Source organism: Pseudomonas sp. 10(2024), from assembly GCF_045164175.1.
Taxonomy (GTDB): domain Bacteria; phylum Pseudomonadota; class Gammaproteobacteria; order Pseudomonadales; family Pseudomonadaceae; genus Aquipseudomonas; species Aquipseudomonas alloputida.
This window is the reverse complement of record NZ_CP174006.1, coordinates 5,809,607-5,825,781: the sequence shown is the minus strand read 5'-3', so window position 1 is coordinate 5,825,781 and position 16,175 is coordinate 5,809,607. Positions and strand designations below refer to the sequence as shown.

17 protein-coding genes are annotated in these 16,175 nt (G+C 61.3%); 5 read left to right on the top strand and 12 right to left on the bottom strand.

The features are described 5' to 3' along the window. Positions 1-20 precede the first annotated feature (20 nt). Positions 21-911 (bottom strand): 4-hydroxybenzoate octaprenyltransferase, encoded by an 891-nt coding sequence (gene ubiA, locus ACI7M0_RS26300; RefSeq protein ID WP_004575206.1) that lies wholly within the window; start codon positions 909-911, stop codon positions 21-23. Then, positions 911-1,468 (bottom strand): chorismate lyase, encoded by a 558-nt coding sequence (locus tag ACI7M0_RS26295; protein WP_020192143.1) that lies wholly within the window; start codon positions 1,466-1,468, stop codon positions 911-913. Before ACI7M0_RS26295 ends, ubiA begins: the two co-directional genes overlap by 1 nt. Positions 1,469-1,693: 225 nt before the next feature. Here ACI7M0_RS26295 and ACI7M0_RS26290 point away from each other — a divergent pair, with 225 nt between their 5' ends. The 4 genes from ACI7M0_RS26290 (at position 1,694) to ACI7M0_RS26275 (ending at position 4,036) form a co-directional block, all read left to right on the top strand. Beyond that, positions 1,694-1,861: a rubredoxin gene (locus ACI7M0_RS26290; protein WP_129933588.1), complete on the top strand. Its 168-nt coding sequence runs from the start codon at positions 1,694-1,696 to the stop codon at positions 1,859-1,861. A 16-nt stretch (positions 1,862-1,877) separates the two neighbouring features. Continuing rightward, complete coding sequence (locus tag ACI7M0_RS26285) at positions 1,878-3,026, top strand: NAD(P)/FAD-dependent oxidoreductase (protein ID WP_129933590.1); 1,149 nt, start codon at positions 1,878-1,880, stop codon at positions 3,024-3,026. A 187-nt stretch (positions 3,027-3,213) separates the two neighbouring features. Further along, positions 3,214-3,513 (top strand): HU family DNA-binding protein, encoded by a 300-nt coding sequence (locus ACI7M0_RS26280; protein ID WP_003253355.1) that lies wholly within the window; start codon positions 3,214-3,216, stop codon positions 3,511-3,513. 148 nt (positions 3,514-3,661) lie between these two features. After that, entirely contained in the window at positions 3,662-4,036 is a 375-nt protein-coding gene (locus ACI7M0_RS26275) for an SCP2 sterol-binding domain-containing protein (protein WP_010955807.1), read from the top strand. A 143-nt stretch (positions 4,037-4,179) separates the two neighbouring features. Here the strand turns inward: ACI7M0_RS26275 and ACI7M0_RS26270 are convergent. From ACI7M0_RS26270 to exbB, 7 genes are all read right to left on the bottom strand, one after another. After that, a protein-coding gene (locus ACI7M0_RS26270) for an IS3 family transposase (RefSeq protein WP_405314512.1) occupies positions 4,180-5,534 on the bottom strand; the annotation gives its coding sequence in 2 pieces (ribosomal slippage) (positions 4,180-5,058 and positions 5,061-5,534; 1,353 coding nt in all). A 111-nt stretch (positions 5,535-5,645) separates the two neighbouring features. After that, positions 5,646-7,049: an aminoacyl-tRNA deacylase and HDOD domain-containing protein gene (locus ACI7M0_RS26265; RefSeq protein ID WP_010955806.1), complete on the bottom strand. Its 1,404-nt coding sequence runs from the start codon at positions 7,047-7,049 to the stop codon at positions 5,646-5,648. Positions 7,050-7,127: 78 nt separating this feature from the next. Then, positions 7,128-9,206 carry an ATP-dependent DNA helicase RecG gene (recG, locus tag ACI7M0_RS26260; protein ID WP_064493087.1) on the bottom strand — a complete coding sequence of 693 codons (2,079 nt, stop codon included), beginning with the start codon at positions 9,204-9,206 and terminating at the stop codon, positions 7,128-7,130. Between the two features lie 3 nt (positions 9,207-9,209). Beyond that, a complete protein-coding gene (locus ACI7M0_RS26255) occupies positions 9,210-10,136 on the bottom strand; it encodes a hydrogen peroxide-inducible genes activator (protein WP_003253362.1) in 927 nt (308 codons plus the stop codon). A 94-nt stretch (positions 10,137-10,230) separates the two neighbouring features. After that, positions 10,231-10,962 (bottom strand): energy transducer TonB, encoded by a 732-nt coding sequence (locus tag ACI7M0_RS26250; protein WP_010955804.1) that lies wholly within the window; start codon positions 10,960-10,962, stop codon positions 10,231-10,233. Continuing rightward, positions 10,959-11,387 (bottom strand): TonB system transport protein ExbD, encoded by a 429-nt coding sequence (gene exbD / locus ACI7M0_RS26245; RefSeq protein WP_003253367.1) that lies wholly within the window; start codon positions 11,385-11,387, stop codon positions 10,959-10,961. The genes ACI7M0_RS26250 and exbD overlap by 4 nt, the downstream gene beginning before the upstream one ends. 3 nt (positions 11,388-11,390) lie before the next feature. Next, on the bottom strand, positions 11,391-12,353 hold the full coding sequence (gene exbB / locus ACI7M0_RS26240; protein WP_020192139.1) for a tonB-system energizer ExbB: 963 nt from the start codon (positions 12,351-12,353) through the stop codon (positions 11,391-11,393). 189 nt (positions 12,354-12,542) lie between these two features. On the opposite strand from exbB, the gene ACI7M0_RS26235 reads away from it, so the two are divergent. Further along, positions 12,543-13,400, top strand: coding sequence for an SDR family oxidoreductase (locus ACI7M0_RS26235; RefSeq protein ID WP_129933980.1), 858 nt, complete (start codon positions 12,543-12,545; stop codon positions 13,398-13,400). A gap of 95 nt (positions 13,401-13,495) precedes the next feature. On the opposite strand, the gene ACI7M0_RS26230 is transcribed toward ACI7M0_RS26235, so the two are convergent. The 3 genes from ACI7M0_RS26230 to ACI7M0_RS26220 form a co-directional block, all read right to left on the bottom strand. Beyond that, a protein-coding gene (locus ACI7M0_RS26230) for an IS3 family transposase (RefSeq protein ID WP_405314512.1) occupies positions 13,496-14,850 on the bottom strand; the annotation gives its coding sequence in 2 pieces (ribosomal slippage) (positions 13,496-14,374 and positions 14,377-14,850; 1,353 coding nt in all). 152 nt (positions 14,851-15,002) lie between these two features. Next, positions 15,003-15,734, bottom strand: a complete 732-nt coding sequence (locus ACI7M0_RS26225) for a lipoprotein (RefSeq protein ID WP_010955801.1) — start codon at positions 15,732-15,734, stop codon at positions 15,003-15,005. A 56-nt stretch (positions 15,735-15,790) separates the two neighbouring features. Then, the gene (locus ACI7M0_RS26220) at positions 15,791-16,171 is read right to left on the bottom strand and encodes a RidA family protein (protein WP_009684531.1); all 381 of its coding nucleotides are present in this window, start codon (positions 16,169-16,171) and stop codon (positions 15,791-15,793) included. Between the last annotated feature and the right edge of the window lie 4 nt (positions 16,172-16,175).

Below are 16,175 nucleotides of genomic sequence, written 5' to 3'. Positions count from 1 at the left end.
GCTCTGCGGCCCCAAACTACTCAGCGCAACGCGTAATCCAGCACAACTCCGATAAACACCAGCATCCCCGCCCAGTGGTTGTGCAGAAATGCCTTGAAGCACGATTCCCGGTCCAGCTTGCGCGTTGACCAGTATTCCCAGGCAAAGCAAGCCGCCGCACCCAGCAACCCAAGGTGGAACCAGCCACCCAGGTCGAAGCGGCTACCGGCCAGCAACAGGCAGCCCAGCGACAGCAGCTGCAGGGTCAGGATGATGCTGCGATCAGCGTCGCCGAACAGGATCGCGGTGGATTTCACGCCAATCTTCAGGTCGTCATCGCGGTCGACCATGGCGTAGTAGGTGTCGTAGCCTACCGTCCACAGCAGGTTGGCGATATACAGCAGCCAGGCGCCGGCCGGCAGTTCACCGCCAGCGGCTGTGAAAGCCATGGGAATGCCCCACGAATACGCCGCCCCCAGCACCACCTGCGGGTAGTAGGTGTAGCGCTTCATGAACGGGTAGCAGAACGCCAAGGCCACCGCCCCGAACGATAGCCAGACAGTGCGGCTGTTGGTGCACAGCACCAGCAGGAAACTCACCCCGACCAGAATCGCGAACAGTGTCAGCGCCTCGCGTGGCCGCACCCGGCCGCTGGCCAAGGGGCGGTCTGCTGTGCGCTTGACGTGGCCGTCAACCTTGCGGTCGGCAAAGTCGTTGATGCAGCAGCCGGCCGCGCGCATCAGCACTACACCAAGGCCGAAGATGAGCACATTGGCCAGGGTGGGTGACCCATTGCCGGCAATCCACACTGCCGACAGGGTCGGCCACAACAGCAGGTAGATGCCTATCGGCCGGTCCATGCGGCTGAGCTGGACGAAGTCCCAGGCCCGTGGGTGCAGGCGGTTGAGTGACTTGAGCAGTTGCAGGTACATCAGCGGTTTTCCTCCTTGGCCGCTTGCCACAATGCCGGCAGGAACACTTCTGCCACCAGCAGGTCCAGGCCGTTGCGCTCGAAGCGCGAGCGGCGGCCCCAAAGCGCCGCATGTGCAGCTTCAGGCGGCAGCCAGGCCTGTGGATAAGTGCACACTTCGAGTGGATGACGGATAAACGCCTGGTCGCAGAACAGCAGCTCGCCCAGCGAGCGGCTGCCCAAGGTTTCCAGGTCCAGTCCTCCGCGTTCCAGGGCGCTGCGGCTGGCCACGCTGCGGGCGAATACCCAAGGTTGGCCATGGCCGCGCAGATACACTTCGCGCACCCAGCCTTCGGCGCCGGCAGCGATGCCCAGCGCCTGGCATTCGTCATCGCGCAGCGGCTGCCAGCCCTCGAACAACGGGGTGACGGAAAAGTGATCGATGGACAGACGGGTCAGGCGGCGGGTCAGCGAGCCCTCGTCGAACAGCCAGTCAAGGGTGGGCTGGTCGATGTCGGTCGCCAGCTGTGAATACGGCAGCCACGCGACAGCGGCTGCTTGCGGGGATTCGTACGACACGTCGGTATGCTTTGTTACAGCCAGAGAGGCGGCGAGCTTAGCATGATTGCCCCAACTGCTTGCATACTGCCGGCAGGGCCGCTACAAAGCCCCCACGCATTGCGCGCTGGCCCTGTTCGCGGGCAAGCCCGCCAGGCCTGCGTGGTCACTGTAGGAGCGGGCTTGCCCGCGAAGAGGCCATCAGCAGCAACACAAGCCCCAGCCTGAACCGAGGAAATAGACCTGATGAAAAAGTGGCAATGTATTGTCTGTGGCCTGATCTACGACGAAGCCGAAGGCTGGCCCGACGACGGCATCGCCCCCGGCACCCGTTGGGAGGATGTGCCTGAAGACTGGCTGTGCCCCGACTGCGGTGTCGGCAAAAGCGACTTTGAAATGATCTACATCGGTTAATCGAGGAAAGCACGACATGACGTCCCCTGTGGTAATCATCGGTACCGGCCTTGCGGGCTACAACCTGGCCCGTGAATTTCGCAAGCTCGATGCGCAGACGCCGCTGTTGCTGATCACCGCCGACGATGGTCGTTCGTACTCCAAGCCGATGCTTTCCATGGGCTTTGCCAAGCAGAAGGACGCCGACGGCCTGTGCATGGCCGAGGCGGGCGCCATGGCCGAGCAATTGAACGCCGAGATCCGTACCCATACCCGCATCAGCGGCATCGACCCGGGCCACAAGCGGCTGTGGATCGGCGAAGAGGCCGTGGAATACCGCGACCTGGTGCTGGCCTGGGGGGCGCAGACCGTGCAGGTGCCGATCGAGGGTGACGGCGGCAATCTGGTATTCCCGATCAACGACCTGGAAGACTACGCACGCTTCCGTGCTGCCGCCGCTGGCAAGCAGCGAGTCCTGATCCTCGGCGCCGGCCTGATCGGCTGCGAATTCGCAAACGACATGAGCCTGGGCGGCTTCAAGGTCGACGTTGTGGCACCGTGTGAACAGATCATGCCGACCCTGCTGCACCCGGCCGCTGCGGCGGCTGTGCAGGGTGGGCTGGAGGGCTTGGGTGTACGCTTCCACCTGGGGCCGGTGCTGACCCGTCTTCAGCAGGTGAATCAAGGCCTGGAGGCGCACCTGTCGGACGGCAGCGTGATCGCCTGCGACCTGGTGGTTTCGGCCATCGGCCTGCGCCCACGTACCGACCTGGCTGCCGCGGCCGGCCTGCAAACCAACCGTGGCGTAAGCGTAGACCGCGAGCTGCGTACTTCACACGCCAACATCTTTGCCCTTGGCGACTGTGCCGAAGTCGATGGCATCAACCTGCTGTACGTGATGCCGCTGATGAGCTGTGCCCGGGCGCTGGCGCAAACCCTGGCCGGCAAGCCGACGGCAGTTTCCTACGGGCCGATGCCTATCACCGTGAAAACCCCGGCCTGTCCGCTGGTGGTCTCGCCAGCGCCACAGGGCTGCGAAGGCATCTGGCAGGTAGAGGGGCAGGGCACTGACCTCAAGGTGCTCTGCCTTGATGCCGACGGCAAGCTGCTGGGCTACGCCCTGACCGGAGCGGCGGTGATGGAGAAACTGGCGCTGAATCGTCAGTTGCCACCGGTTATGGCGTAAATAGCGCGCGTTCTGTCGGATTTATCCTGTTGTTGCCTGCACAATGGCCGCCCAGATACTGGCGCGGCCCCAGAGCTCGTGCCATTCTCACTCCCGTCTGCCGCAGATTAGAGCCTGCGGTGCCTTGAGCGCTGCTCCCAGAGGCAGCACGGCATAACAACAAGAATTCCGTCAAAGAGGCTTCACTATGCGCAAACCAGAACTCGCCGCCGTCATCGCCGATAAGGCTGATCTGACCAAGGAAAAGGCCAATCAGGTTTTGAACGCGATTCTCGACAGCATCACCGGTGCCCTGGACAAGGACACCGTGACCCTGGTCGGTTTCGGCACCTTCGAAAAACGTCATCGCGGTGCGCGTACCGGCAAGAACCCGCAAACTGGGGAACCGGTCAAGATCAAGGCCAGCAATACCGTGGCCTTCAAGCCTGGCAAGAACCTGCGTGACAGCGTTAATGCCCCCGCCAAGCCAGCCAAGAAAGGCAAGTGATCGCTCTCTGACAACCCCAGTGTCGGCCAAGCGGGCGCCCCAAGGCGCCCGTTGTGCTTTCTGCAGGCAAAATGTTTCGAACTTGCATAAATAGTTCTGGAAAAGGATAAACTGCGCGCCTTAGTCACTTTTCATTCGAGGCGCGTTGATGAAGTTCCGCTTTCTTCTCTGGGCCATGGGGCTGTTGATGGCCAGGGCCAGTCGTAATAACCCCGCATTCCAGCAGCAGCTCAAGGGCAAGGACCTGGTGTTCCAGATGCAGACCCTGGACGGCAAGGTCGCCCGGCACTTCATCGTCAACAACGAACGCATCAGCAGCAAGGGCGGCGCGCACCCACAGCCGGCATTCGCCATTGCCTTCAAGGACGCCGCCTATGGCTTCGCCACCATGCAGGCGGGTAACAAGCAGCTGGCGTTCATGCAGGGGATTCAGGACAAGCACATCCAGATCAAGGGCAACCCGGCGCTGGTGATGTGGTTCCAGGGGTTGATGAAATACCTGAAACCGAAGAAGAAAGGCTGAAACCCAACGGGGATGCCGATGCTTTACCTGTGGGAGCGGGCGTGCCCGCGAAACAAGCGACGCGGTGCATGGCACCGGCTTCCGGTGTTCGCGGGCAAGCCCGCTCCCACAGGGATGGACTGCCCCCCAAAAGTTGGACAGTTTTAAGCTGCAGCCTGAGCCCTGTACTCCACAGGGCTCAGGCCATTGAGCCTCAGCTTGATGCGATCATGGTTGTAGTAGTGAATGTACTCATCCAGACCCGCTCTCAGCTCATCAATGCTCTCGAAACGCTTCAGGTAGAAAAACTCAGATTTGAGCGTGCCGAAGAAGCTTTCCATGGCCGCGTTGTCCAGGCAATTGCCTTTTCGAGACATGCTCTGCTTTACCCCACATTCGCTTAGCTTACGGCGGTATTGCGCCTGCTGGTAATGCCATCCCTGATCCGAATGCAGCACGAGCTTCGGTTTCTCTCCCAGGCAATCGAGCGCTTTGCCAAGCATGTTCCCAACCAGGCTATAGCACGGGCGGCTGGCCATTTCGTAGGCCACGATTTCGCCGTTGTACAAATCCATCACGGGCGACAGATAGAGCTTCTGTTGAGCTACTTTGAACTCGGTTACGTCAGTCACCCACTTCTGGTTTGGGCGTTGAGCGACAAAATTTCGCTCCAGTACATTCGCTGCCACTTTGCCGACGGTACCTCGATAGGAGCGATATTTCTTGGGGCGCACTACTGATTTCAATCCCTGCTCAGCCATCAGCCGTTCAATGACCTTCTTGTTCACCCGCTTTTCCTTCCTGATTACGAGTGCGACACGGCGATAACCATAAAGCCGTTTCTGCTCGTGATAGACGCGATGCACCAATGCCTTGAGCTCAGCATGCCGGTCTGGCTTCTGCTGAGCTTTGAGCTGGTAGTAGAAGGTGCTGCGCGCCAGCTCGACCAACTGAAGGAGGTCAGGCAAAGGAAACCTGCGCTTGAGTTTGGAAACGATCAGGGCTTTTTCCCGCGTGTTCGTTCCTTTTCCTCGCGCAGAGCCTTGAGCTCCTTTAGGACAGCATTCTCCATGCGCAGGTACTCAAGTTCAGCCATCAGCTGATCTCGAGACTTCTGATCATCATTGGTATCGGTGGGTTTGGCAGGCTTGATCTTCTTCGACACGTCGATTGGCTTTCTTGGCTTGATGGCAGTAGAGGGTGCAGGACTGCCACTGTAGTACTGCCGCTGCCAAATGCCTATCTGAGAGGACTGCCCAAGACCAAAGTGGGCAGCGGTCTGGCGCAGCGAAAGCCGATGCTCGTGCATATAGCTAAGCACCTGCTGTTTGAAATCACTGGTATAGCGCCGCCCATGCGAGCCTGGACCAATGCCATTATTGGCCTGATAACTGGCCACCCAGCGTCGAAGCAGGCTGAAATCGATACCTAAGTGTTGAGCCACCTTTCGGAAACCGTTGCTGCCATCCAGGTAGGCTGTGATCGCTGTGAGCTTGAATTGCTCGGTGTACTTGCCCATAGATCCCCCAAGGGTTGGATTGGTGTCCAACTTCTTGGGGGCAGTCCAGGGATCGCGCCAGCTGTTAGAAATTGAGCAAGACAGTTGCTCCCGCAGGCTATGTGTTAATGCTTAATGCGGTGCATGGAACTGCGAAGCCAGCTCACGCAACAGGTTCTCTGCTTCGAGCACCTTGTTCACCACATCCTCGGCCTTGTCCCGGGTAATGCTCAGGCGTTCCAGCAGTTCGTCAGGTATCTCTTCCTGCGGCCCTGAGCCTATACCTCGCGAGCGCAGCAGGCGGGTGGCCAGGCACACCAAGTTGGGGAACGCGAAATATTCGCCGTCGTAGGCCGGATCGTGCTGAAAGCGCAAGGCAGTCGACAGCTCTTCTGGCATGTCCCACAGCTTCATCAGCCAGGCACCGATCTGTTCGCGGCTGATGCCCAGCAAGTGTTGCTCCACATAGGTGTGGTTCAAATGCGGGTTGACCTCAAGGTGGCGGCAAATCAGCGAGAAGTGCGGCGGGAACACGTGCGCCAGCAGCAGGTAGCCGAAGTTGTGCAGTAGCCCGGCCAGGTAGGTCAGCCCGGCCTCGGGGCGTTCTGCACGAGGCATGGCGCGGGTCAGGCCTTCGATGATCGCGGCGGTGTAGATCGATTGTTGCCAGTAGGGCGTGGCCTGCTGCGGTTGGTCTTTGGGTAGGCTCAAGGTCTTGCCCAGCGCCAGGCCCAGGGCCAGGTTGATCACCAGGTCGAAACCCAGCACACGCACGATGGCGTCTTCCACCGAGCGGATCTTGCCCGGCGAACCATAGTAGGGCGATGCAGCCCAACTCACCACCTGTGCCGCCAGCGCCGGGTCGGTTTCGACCACGCCGGTGATGTCGTCGATGCTGGCGTTGGGATCTACCCGCAGCTTGATGATCTTCTGCGCGGTGTCGGCGAGCGGTGGAATTTCGATGGTTTCTTCCAGGCGTTTCTGAATGCGTCGGGCAGTGAAGGCCTGGACCGCATCGGTGATTTCCCGGGTGTCGTCATCGGGGCGGTCGAGATTGGGACTGATCGCTTCGACTTGCTGGCCGAAGCTGCTGGCGCTGGCCTTGGCCAGCATGCGCTTGAAGTGTGCGCGTTCAATTTCCAGCAACAGGCCGGCTTCGCCTGACTGGATAAAGACAGTTTCAGCGTCGAGCAGGCTCTTTTCGTACTGACATGGCGAGCTGGTCAGCGCCGGGATGCCCGGCAGGGCCTTGAGGTGGTGCTTGTCGAGCATCTGCTTCAGGCGCGGCACCGACACGGCGGTCAGCTTGCGCCCGGTCAGCTCGGCCAGCCGGTTGAGGTCCAGCAGGTGGCTCTGCGGGAACAGCACCATGAGGGCGCCGACCTCGTCGTCGAGAAGGACAGCCTGCACCCGCGAAGCCGCAGGCAGGTGCGAGTGTTCGACCACCTGGCGGTAGGGCACGCCGAGTTTGTCGAGCAGCAGCCTGATGACGGAGGGGGCGTGTGGGGTTGCGGTGTCCAGGGCAACTTCAGTCATGGTCCGTATCCACTGTATCTTTTAAACGCGAAGTATAACCAGCCTGCGAGCAAATCTGGATCCATTCTGGGACTAGCGTCACACTTGGCCATATTGTTGGCCGTGGCGCAGCCAGCGGTCCAGCAGCGGGCTGACGTGTTCCGGCCAGCGTGATACCAGGGCCTGGGCCGCGTCGCGCACGGCCGGCAGCAGGTCGGCGTCGCGCATCAGGTCGGCGACCTTGAACTGCAGTAGACCGGTCTGGCGGGTGCCGAGCATCTCGCCCGGGCCACGCAGTTCAAGGTCTTTTTCGGCGATGATGAAGCCGTCGTTGGTCTCTCGCATGATCCCCAAGCGCTCGCGGCCGATCTGCGACAGCGGCGGGTGGTACAGCAGCACGCAATGGCTCACGGCGCTGCCCCGGCCAACCCTGCCACGCAGCTGGTGCAACTGCGCAAGGCCCAGGCGCTCGGGGTTCTCGATGATCATCAGGCTGGCGTTGGGCACGTCCACGCCCACCTCGATGACCGTGGTGGCGACCAGAAGCTGCAGGTTGCCAGCCTTGAACTCGGCCATGATCTCGGCTTTTTCTGCCGGTTTCATGCGCCCATGGATCAACCCCACCTTCAGTTCACCCAGCGCACTGCCAAGCTCCTCATAGGTGCTTTCGGCGGCCTGGCAGGTGAGTTCTTCGGACTCTTCGATCAGCGTGCATACCCAATAGGCCTGGCGCCCCTCTGCGCAGGCGGCGCGTACCCGCTCGACCACTTCGAAGCGGCGGCTGTCGGCCACCAGCACGGTGTTCACCGGCGTACGCCCTGGCGGCAATTCGTCGAGCACCGAGGTGTCCAGGTCGGCGTAGGCGCTCATGGCCAGGGTGCGCGGAATAGGCGTGGCGGTCATGATCAATTGGTGCGGGCAAAGCTCGCCGGCCACGCCCTTCTTGCGCAGGGCCAGGCGTTGCTGCACGCCGAACCTGTGCTGTTCGTCGATGATCGCAAGGGCCAGGTGCTTGAACCTTACCTCTTCTTGGAACAGCGCGTGGGTGCCGACCACCATGGGTGCGCCGTTGGCGATCTGCTCCAGGGAGGCGGCCCGGGCCTTGCCCTTGAGTTTGCCGGCTAGCCAGGCGACTTCGATGCCCAGCGGCTCCAGCCAGCGCTTGAAGGTAATGTAGTGCTGCTCGGCGAGGATCTCGGTGGGCGCCATCAATGCCACCTGGTAGCCCGCCTCCAGCGCCTGCAACGCCGCCAGTGCAGCGACCACGGTCTTGCCGGCACCCACGTCGCCCTGCACCAGACGCATCATCGGTTCGTGCTGGCTAAGGTCGTAGGCAATTTCGTTGGCTACCCGCTGCTGCGCGCCGGTCGGCTGGAAGCCCAGGTTAGCCAGGTATTGCGCCTGCAGGCGCGTGGCCCTGGGCAGTACCGGCGCGCGCAGGCTGCGCAGGCTTTCGCGCAGGCGTTGCTGCGACAGCTGATGGGTCAGCAATTCTTCGAAAGCCAGGCGATGCTGGGCCCAGTGCTGGCCTTCGGCAAGCTCTTCGAGGTCGGCGTCGGCCGGCGGGTTGTGCAGGTAGCGGATGGCTTCGTCCAGGGGGGCCAGCTGGTAGTCCCGGGCAAGTTCATCAGGCAGCCAGTCGGGCAGGCTACGCGGGCCAAGCAGCGCAAGGCTCTGCTGGCACAACAGGCGCAGGCGTTGCTGGGTAAGGCCTTCGGTGGACGGGTAAATTGGCGTCAGGGTCTGCTCCACCGGTGGTGGTGGCTCGTTGCCGTTCAGCGCACGGTACTCCGGGTGGTAGATTTCCAGGCCCGAAGCGCCGGGGCGGGCTTCTCCGTAGCAGCGCAGGTGGGTGCCCCGCTTCAGGCCCTCTTTCTGCGCGTTGCTGAAGTGGTAGAAGCGCAATGTCAGCACACCGCTGCCGTCGCCCAGGCGCACCACCAGGCTGCGGCGCTTGCCCATGGTCACATCGGCACCACTGACCACACCCTCGATAACCGCATCCTGGCCGGGACGCAGCTGGCCGATTGGCACCACGCGCGTGCGGTCCTGGTAGCGCAGGGGCAGGTGGAACAACACGTCCTGCAGGTTTTCCAGGCCGACCTTGGCGAGTTTCTCCGCCATCGCCTCGCCCACACCTTTCAGTACTGTGACCGGGACCTTCGACAGCTCACTCATGACTCAGGCCGGTTGTTCCGCAGGGTTTTTGGCGACCGAGCACAGGCGGATCGAATCGGCGAGGATCTCGATGGCCTTTGGCCGCGGGAAGCTGGCGCGCCAGGCGATGGCTACCGTGCGGAACGGTGCCGGTGCCGTCAGCGGGCGCACTTCGATGACGCCGGGGGCATAGTGATGGCTGTGCACTGCCGACAGCGGCAGGATCGATACGCCAAGGCCGGAAGCCACCATGTGACGGATGGTTTCCAGCGAGCTGGACTCGACCGTGGTGTGCCTTGAGCCTTCACCCCCCTTGTTCAGGGTAGGGCAGGCTTCCAGTACCTGGTCACGGAAGCAGTGGCCCTCACCAAGCAGCAACAGGCTCTTGTCATTGAGCATGGCGGTGTCGATGGTCTTTTTCGCCGTCCATGGGTGGTCGGCAGGCATCAGGGCGCAGAACGGTTCGTCGTATAGCGGTAGCGTCAGCACGTCGGCTTCGTTGAACGGCAGGGCGATGATCACCGCGTCCAGTTCGCCGTTGCGCAGTTTTTCGCGCAGTACGTGGGTGAAGTTTTCTTCGATGTACAGCGGCATTTGCGGCGCCACGCGGTGCAGCTGCGGGATCAGGTGCGGGAACAGGTAGGGGCCGACGGTGTAGATGGCGCCGACCTTGAGCGGAGCGGTCAGCTGATTCTTGCCGGCCTGGGCCAGCTCGCGAATGCCCTGGGCCTGCTCCAGTACCTTCTGCGCTTGGGCGACGATGTTTTCGCCGACCGGGGTCAGGCGTACTGCGCTTTTGCTGCGCTCGAAGATCAGAACGCCAAGCTCGTCCTCGAGCTTCTTCACACCGACCGACAGGGTGGGTTGGCTCACGTGACAGCGCTCGGCGGCATGGCCGAAGTGCTGTTCCTGGGCGAGTGTGACGATGTAGCGTAATTCTGTAAGGGTCATAACGTGCGTCCATGAAGTTGCGGGCCCAGCATAGCGGCTGCAATCGATAGACGCACGTTATCAGACTTGCCGAATTGTGACAGAAGCAAAAGTCTTAGCGGCGGTCCAGTGAGTAGACGAACGGTGCCACGACTTCAATCGTGCCATTGTTCAGCAACTCGGGTGGCGGCTTGGGTACCGTGCCGGCCCGACGGATCATTTCCAGGGTCGCCCGGTCCAGTGCGGCACTGCCTGAGCCACCGGCCATGGAGTACGACACGACCTTGCCTTCGGCGTCGACCACGAAGCGCAGGCGGTTCATGCCTTGCAGGCCGCGACGGCGCGCGTCTTCCGGATAACGCTTGTACTTGGCAAGGTGGCGCAGCAGGTCGCTCTGCCAGGTTGGCAAGGCGTTGCTGTTGGACGCAATGCTCGGTGCCGGTGCCGCGGACTTCTGCGGTGGCGAGTTGCTGGGCGGTGCGTCCACCGTTTGCTCGGTGGGCGGTGCTTCCTTCGGCGGCTCAGGCTTTTTCTCGGGCTTGGGCGGCTGGGGCTTGGCCTTCGGCTTGGGCGGCTTGGGGATGGCGATCTTGGGCTTGGGCGCTTCTGCCAGCTTCGGCAACGGTGGTTCCTCGACCGGGGCCGGTGGCTGCGGAGCTGCCTTTGGGGGTGGTGGTGGCGCAGGCTCCGGCAACGGTGCCAGTTCGACCATCATCGCTGCCGGGGGCAGCTCGATGGCCTGTGGCACCGACCAGTTGAGCGTCAGCAGCACGGCGACCACGTGCACACCCAGCACGATCGCCAGGCTGCCACCGTAGCGCGCCATGTTAGAGCGCGTTTTCATCATTTCTTGGCTGCCGTCTCGAGACCTACCAGACCGACTTTCAGGTAGCCGGCCGCGCGCATGTTGTTCATCACTTCCATCAGGTCGCCGTAATCCACGCCTTTGTCAGCCTGGAAAAAGATTGTGGTTTCCTTGTCACCCTTGGTCTTGGCGTCGAGCATCGGGCCAAGCTGATCGGGTGCAGCAACCTGATCGTCGCCGACATACAGCTTCTGGTCGGCCTTGACGCTGACGAACACCGGTTTCTCAGGCCTTGGTGCCGGTTTGGCGGTTGAGGCCGGCAGGTCGACCTTGATGTCGACCGTGGCCAAGGGGGCGGCGACCATGAAGATGATCAGCAGCACCAGCATCACGTCGATGAACGGCGTAACGTTGATTTCGTGGTTTTCGGCGAGGTCGTCGCCACCTTCGTTGAGATGCAGGCCCATGGCTTACCCCACTTTCACCATGTGCGGGGCGGCGCGCTCGCTGCCCTGGTGGTCCAGATCACGGCTGACCAGCAGCAGTACCTGGGCGGAGGCATCGGACACCTGCGCCTTGTAACCGGCAATGGAGCGGGCGAAGACGTTGTAGATGACCACGGCCGGGATTGCCGCGACCAGGCCCAGAGCAGTGGCCAGCAGCGCTTCGGCGATACCTGGGGCAACGACGGCCAGGTTGGTGGTCTGGGTCTTGGCGATGCCGATGAAGCTGTTCATGATGCCCCATACGGTACCGAACAGGCCGACGAACGGCGCGGTGGAACCGATGGTCGCGAGGACGCCGGTGCCGCTGCTCATGGTACGGCCGCTGGCATGCACCAGGCGCTCCAGACGGAAGCTGACGCGCTCCTTGATACCTTCTTTTTCGCGAGCGTTAGCCGAAAGACGCATCTCTTCGAGGGCGTCGTGGACCAGGGTGTGGGCCAGGGTGCCTTCCTTGTTGGTGACCTCGCTGGCTTCTTTCAGGGTGGTGGACTTCTTCAGCTGGGCGATTTCACCACGCAGGCGACGCTTGGCGCCCATCAGCTCGAAGCCTTTGGCAATCCAGATGGTCCAGGTGATGATGGAGGCGATGGCCAGGCCGATCATGACGATCTTCACCACGATGTCGGCGTTCTTGTACATGCCCCATGGGGACAGGTCATGGGCCATGCCCAGCGAGGTGTCTTCGACCAGGGCTTGAACGCTCGGGTCTGCTGCGGCCGGGTTGCTGGCAGTGGCATCAGGCGCCGGTGCATCCGCCGGGGCAGCAGCAGGTGCGGCCGGGGCAGTGGCAGCAGCAGGTGTGGCGGCGTTGGTGGTTGGCTCATCGGCCATGGCCACCGGGGCCAGCACCAGGCTGAGTGTCAGCGCGGCGATGGCGCGCCAGGCGCGCGACGGGGTTGGCGAAGCGGAAGGTTGAGTACGTGTCATGCTGGCCGGACCTGATGAAGAAAAAGTGAACGTTCTCCAAGGCCTCGATGTAGGCCGAGAACAATTTGGCCGCCATTATTGCAAGTAATTCTTGTTAACAAAAGTAATATTGTAGCTTTTTTCGCCTATGGTCTAGCCGCCCATCGTGTAGCGTGGCCAGGCTGATCAATTGGTCTAGGGAGTTTAGAGATGTCAGACCTTTCCGTGATGGTGGTGGGTTGTGGTGATGTGGGTGGGCGTCTGGCCAAGCAGATGTTGGCTAAAGGCTGGCAGGTGAGCGGCCTGCGCCGTTCTGTTGGTCAGCTGCCCGCAGGGGTTCAGCCGGTTGCCGCAGATTTGGCCGAACCGTCGATACCGCAGGCCTGGCCACAGGGCCCGCTGGACTACCTTGTGTACTGCGTGGCGGCCAGCCAGCACGATGAGGCGGGTTATCAGGCAGCCTATGTCGATGGTTTGCGCCATGTGTTGGCCTGGTTGGCCGAGCGTGGCCAGCGCCCGCGTCGCCTGCTGTTCATCTCAAGCAGCAGTGTGTATGCGCAGAAAGGCGGCGAGTGGATAGAGGAGGGCGCTGCCACCGAGCCTGAGGGCTATTCCGGGCGTGTGATGCTGGAGGCTGAACGGTTGGCACTGGCCAGCGGCATCCCGGCGAGCGTGGTCCGCCTGACCGGTATCTATGGCCCAGGGCGCGAGTGGTTGCTGAGCCAGGTGCGTCAGGGTTACCGCGTTGCCGAGGAGCCGCCGCTGTATGGCAACCGCATTCATGCCGAAGATGCCGCCAGCCTGCTGGCGTTTCTGCTGCAGGCCGATGCTGATGGCAAGGCTCTGGACGACTGCTACATTGGCGTCGATGACGACCCGGCGCCACTGGCTGATGTGGTGGCCTGGCTGCGGGCGTATATGGGCGTTACCGAATGGTCCGATGAGCAGCGGGTGCGGCGTACTGGTAGCAAGCGCTGCAGCAATGCCCGGGCGCGGGCGCTGGGTTGGGCGCCGGTATATCCGAGCTACAAGGAAGGCTACGCCGCGATCCTGGCAGGAAAAGCCTAGCTGGCAACTGGCGCGATGCCTTGTGGGAGCAACTGTCTTGCTCAATTTCTAAAAGCTGGCGCGATCCTGGACTGCCCCCCAAAAGTTGGACAGTTTTAAGCTGCAGCCTGAGCCCTGTACTCCACAGGGCTCAGGCCATTGAGCCTCAGCTTGATGCGATCATGGTTGTAGTAGTGAATGTACTCATCCAGACCCGCTCTCAGCTCATCAATGCTCTCGAAACGCTTCAGGTAGAAAAACTCAGATTTGAGCGTGCCGAAGAAGCTTTCCATGGCCGCGTTGTCCAGGCAATTGCCTTTTCGAGACATGCTCTGCTTTACCCCACATTCGCTTAGCTTACGGCGGTATTGCGCCTGCTGGTAATGCCATCCCTGATCCGAATGCAGCACGAGCTTCGGTTTCTCTCCCAGGCAATCGAGCGCTTTGCCAAGCATGTTCCCAACCAGGCTATAGCACGGGCGGCTGGCCATTTCGTAGGCCACGATTTCGCCGTTGTACAAATCCATCACGGGCGACAGATAGAGCTTCTGTTGAGCTACTTTGAACTCGGTTACGTCAGTCACCCACTTCTGGTTTGGGCGTTGAGCGACAAAATTTCGCTCCAGTACATTCGCTGCCACTTTGCCGACGGTACCTCGATAGGAGCGATATTTCTTGGGGCGCACTACTGATTTCAATCCCTGCTCAGCCATCAGCCGTTCAATGACCTTCTTGTTCACCCGCTTTTCCTTCCTGATTACGAGTGCGACACGGCGATAACCATAAAGCCGTTTCTGCTCGTGATAGACGCGATGCACCAATGCCTTGAGCTCAGCATGCCGGTCTGGCTTCTGCTGAGCTTTGAGCTGGTAGTAGAAGGTGCTGCGCGCCAGCTCGACCAACTGAAGGAGGTCAGGCAAAGGAAACCTGCGCTTGAGTTTGGAAACGATCAGGGCTTTTTCCCGCGTGTTCGTTCCTTTTCCTCGCGCAGAGCCTTGAGCTCCTTTAGGACAGCATTCTCCATGCGCAGGTACTCAAGTTCAGCCATCAGCTGATCTCGAGACTTCTGATCATCATTGGTATCGGTGGGTTTGGCAGGCTTGATCTTCTTCGACACGTCGATTGGCTTTCTTGGCTTGATGGCAGTAGAGGGTGCAGGACTGCCACTGTAGTACTGCCGCTGCCAAATGCCTATCTGAGAGGACTGCCCAAGACCAAAGTGGGCAGCGGTCTGGCGCAGCGAAAGCCGATGCTCGTGCATATAGCTAAGCACCTGCTGTTTGAAATCACTGGTATAGCGCCGCCCATGCGAGCCTGGACCAATGCCATTATTGGCCTGATAACTGGCCACCCAGCGTCGAAGCAGGCTGAAATCGATACCTAAGTGTTGAGCCACCTTTCGGAAACCGTTGCTGCCATCCAGGTAGGCTGTGATCGCTGTGAGCTTGAATTGCTCGGTGTACTTGCCCATAGATCCCCCAAGGGTTGGATTGGTGTCCAACTTCTTGGGGGCAGTCCATCCTGTGGGAGCGGGCTTGCCCGCGAACACGGGCGAAGCCCGTGCCATCCACCGCGGTGTCTTCTTCGCGGGTAAACCCGATCCTACAGGGACCGCGCATCATCTCAGCTGCGCTCCAGCGTCCACTGACGCTTGCCCGCTGCCAGCTCTGGCATTTCATCCGGCTGTGCACGGTTCACTGCCTGGAAAATCTCCAGCTTGTCACCATCGCGCTTGATGATGAACGGTGCACCACGCTGGTTGCGCTCCAGCCACAGGCTGTCATTGTTGCCACCCATGGTCGCGCAATCACCCGCCAGGCACAGGGCGAAGCGGTCCGGCCCCGGTAGGCCGGTGACGTTGCCGGTGTCGCTGAAGCGCACGCTGGCACCCTTGCCTTGGCCTTCGACGATCTTCCAGTTACCACCCAGGTAGGCTTGGTAAAGCGCTTTCTCGAAGCTGCTGCCCAGTGGTGCATTGGCTGCAGCCTGTGCCTTGGCGCGCACGAAGGTTTGCTTGGTGCCGTTCTGGTCGACGGCCAGCAGCTCGTCGCCATCGAGCGAAAGCTGCTCGGTCTGGCCGCCTTGGAAACGGGCCTGCCATTGCTTTTCATTGGCGCTCAGCTGGCCGTCGGCGGCCTCGAAACCATTGCTATAGCTAGCTTGCTGATTGGCCACGTCGAGCTTCCACTCGAACACTGGGCCGTGCTCATTCAGCGCCTGGCGCAGGCTGCCGGCTTTGACCGCCGCAGTGATGGCTTCCTGGTTGATCCAGATGCCGTTGAAATCTTCGGGTTTGTGGCTGGTGCAGCCGCCCAGTAGCAGGGCTGCCAGCGCGAAGGGCAGTGCTTGACGCATGACGGGGTAACCTTGCAGAGGAAGGAGGGTGACGGGCAGGGCCCGTCACCAGGGCATCATTCGATGACCAGGATGGCGTCCATTTCGACCTGGGCGCCTTTCGGCAGTGCGGCAACGCCGATGGCGGCGCGGGCCGGGTAGGGCTGTTCGAAGTAGCGGCCCATCACCTCGTTTACCTTGGCGAAGTGGCTCAGGTCGGTGAGGAAGATGTTCAGTTTCACGATGTCCTTGAACGAACCGCCAGCAGCTTCAGCCACGGCCTTGAGGTTCTCGAACACCTGCACGGTCTGGGCTTCGAAGCCTTCGACCAGTTCCATGGTCTTCGGGTCCAGAGGGATCTGGCCCGACATGTACACGGTGTTGCCGGCCTTGATCGCCTGCGAGTAGGTGCCGATGGCGGCAGGGGCCTTGTCGCTGTTGATGACGGTTTTGCTCATGATG

What these genes read in the sequence shown, in the direction of transcription:
- ACI7M0_RS26280 (WP_003253355.1), top strand. Translation starts at nt 3,214, where the DNA reads ATGCGCAAACCAGAACTCGCCGCCGTCATCGCCGATAAGGCTGATCTG.
- ACI7M0_RS26250 (WP_010955804.1), bottom strand. Translation starts at nt 10,962, where the DNA reads ATGATGAAAACGCGCTCTAACATGGCGCGCTACGGTGGCAGCCTGGCG.
- exbB (WP_020192139.1), bottom strand. Translation starts at nt 12,353, where the DNA reads ATGACACGTACTCAACCTTCCGCTTCGCCAACCCCGTCGCGCGCCTGG.
- ACI7M0_RS26235 (WP_129933980.1), top strand. Translation starts at nt 12,543, where the DNA reads ATGTCAGACCTTTCCGTGATGGTGGTGGGTTGTGGTGATGTGGGTGGG.
- exbD (WP_003253367.1), bottom strand. Translation starts at nt 11,387, where the DNA reads ATGGGCCTGCATCTCAACGAAGGTGGCGACGACCTCGCCGAAAACCAC.
- recG (WP_064493087.1), bottom strand. Translation starts at nt 9,206, where the DNA reads ATGAGTGAGCTGTCGAAGGTCCCGGTCACAGTACTGAAAGGTGTGGGC.
- ACI7M0_RS26225 (WP_010955801.1), bottom strand. Translation starts at nt 15,734, where the DNA reads ATGCGTCAAGCACTGCCCTTCGCGCTGGCAGCCCTGCTACTGGGCGGC.
- ACI7M0_RS26255 (WP_003253362.1), bottom strand. Translation starts at nt 10,136, where the DNA reads ATGACCCTTACAGAATTACGCTACATCGTCACACTCGCCCAGGAACAG.
- ACI7M0_RS26220 (WP_009684531.1), bottom strand. Translation starts at nt 16,171, where the DNA reads ATGAGCAAAACCGTCATCAACAGCGACAAGGCCCCTGCCGCCATCGGC.
- ACI7M0_RS26290 (WP_129933588.1), top strand. Translation starts at nt 1,694, where the DNA reads ATGAAAAAGTGGCAATGTATTGTCTGTGGCCTGATCTACGACGAAGCC.
- ubiA (WP_004575206.1), bottom strand. Translation starts at nt 911, where the DNA reads ATGTACCTGCAACTGCTCAAGTCACTCAACCGCCTGCACCCACGGGCC.
- ACI7M0_RS26275 (WP_010955807.1), top strand. Translation starts at nt 3,662, where the DNA reads ATGAAGTTCCGCTTTCTTCTCTGGGCCATGGGGCTGTTGATGGCCAGG.
- ACI7M0_RS26285 (WP_129933590.1), top strand. Translation starts at nt 1,878, where the DNA reads ATGACGTCCCCTGTGGTAATCATCGGTACCGGCCTTGCGGGCTACAAC.
- ACI7M0_RS26265 (WP_010955806.1), bottom strand. Translation starts at nt 7,049, where the DNA reads ATGACTGAAGTTGCCCTGGACACCGCAACCCCACACGCCCCCTCCGTC.